The organism is Methylobacterium variabile (genome assembly GCF_001043975.1).
Taxonomy (GTDB): domain Bacteria; phylum Pseudomonadota; class Alphaproteobacteria; order Rhizobiales; family Beijerinckiaceae; genus Methylobacterium; species Methylobacterium variabile.
Genome location: NZ_LABY01000444.1, coordinates 1 through 1318 on the forward strand (window position 1 = coordinate 1; position 1318 = coordinate 1318).

Below are 1318 nucleotides of genomic sequence, written 5' to 3' on the forward strand. Positions count from 1 at the left end.
GCCAGGGCGCCGCCGGCCCGGCCCGTGGCGGCCGCGCCGATCGCCGCGCCCGTCAGGCCGCCGAGGGCGGCGCCGCCGGCGGCGCGGTCGCCGGGGGTGTTGCAGGCGCCGAGCGACAGCGCCATGGCGCCGGCGAGCGTGGCGGCGATGAGCTTCTTCATGATGGTCTCCCCTCGTGCGTCTCGCGGTCCGGCCTCGGGCTCTCACCCGCGCCGCTGCCCGTCAGCTTAGCCGTACCGCAGCTTAACGCCAAATGAGCTTGGCCGTCCGATGGTTCCCGCGGCCGGAACCGGGCCGGAAGCGATTCTCGCCGGCGCGGCATCCGGGCCACAGGCCGGGGCCTGCCCTGCGCCCGGCAAATGCTCTACAGGCTCAAGGCCTGACCGGTACGCCACGAAGACCCGCGAGGACCCTCAACCGATGCAGCGCGCCACCACCATCGTCCGCAAGGCCGCCGTGCGGCCCGACGCCGTCGCCGACCAGGTCGCCCTCGACCACGCCGCCCGCTCCCGCCGCAGCGCCGAGCTGACCGCGGAGGGCGGCCTCGCCTTCCGGCTCGACCTCGACCGGGCCACGACCCTGGAGGACGGCGACGCGGTGCGCCTGGAGGACGGACGCCTGGTGCGCATCCTCGCGGCCCCGCAGGCGCTCCTTGAGGTCAAGGCCGAGAACCCGGTCCGCCTGACCCGCCTCGCCTGGCAGCTCGGCAGCAACCACGTCCAGACCGAGATGAACGCGGAGGCGCTCTACGTCCTCGACGATCCGGTGGTGGCCGAGTTGATCCGCGGCCAGGGCTGCACCGCGACGGCGCTCCAGCGGCCGTTCCGCCCGGAGAAGGAGGCCGCGGCCCACGACCACAGCACCTGCGGGCACGACCACCACCACGGGCATGATCATCACCACGATCATGGGCACGGGCACCATGACCACGCCCATCACGGTCACGACCACGGCCATGCCCACGACCACCACGCGCATGACCACGGGCACGTCCATGGCCCGAACTGCAAGCACGGTCACTGACGCACCGACTTGTCCCTGACCACGTCCGGCTTGACCACGTCCGGCGTGGACAATGCCGGCCGGATCACCACCTCACGACCATGACCGACACTGCCTCCCCGTCGCCCTGGCGCTTCTCCGTCGCCCCGATGATGGATGGGACGGACGGAGCCGTTTTCTCCTAGGGAGAACGGCTCCGCTGTACCTTCATGCTGTACAAAATGCTGTAGTCGATCCTATGCATCTCCCCGACTTCGAAGGGCTTCCACCCCCGTCCTCACTTGGTCCCGCGGCCTCGCCAGCCTCTCCCCCGGCG

1 protein-coding gene is annotated in these 1318 nt (G+C 71.6%); it reads left to right on the plus strand.

What is annotated here, in order from left to right:
* Positions 1–420 precede the first annotated feature (420 nt).
* Positions 421–1023, plus strand: a complete 603-nt coding sequence (locus VQ02_RS33765) for an urease accessory protein UreE (RefSeq protein ID WP_048448652.1) — start codon at positions 421–423, stop codon at positions 1021–1023.
* Positions 1024–1318: the final 295 nt, after the last annotated feature.

What these genes read in the sequence shown, in the direction of transcription:
- VQ02_RS33765 (WP_048448652.1), top strand. Translation starts at nt 421, where the DNA reads ATGCAGCGCGCCACCACCATCGTCCGCAAGGCCGCCGTGCGGCCCGAC.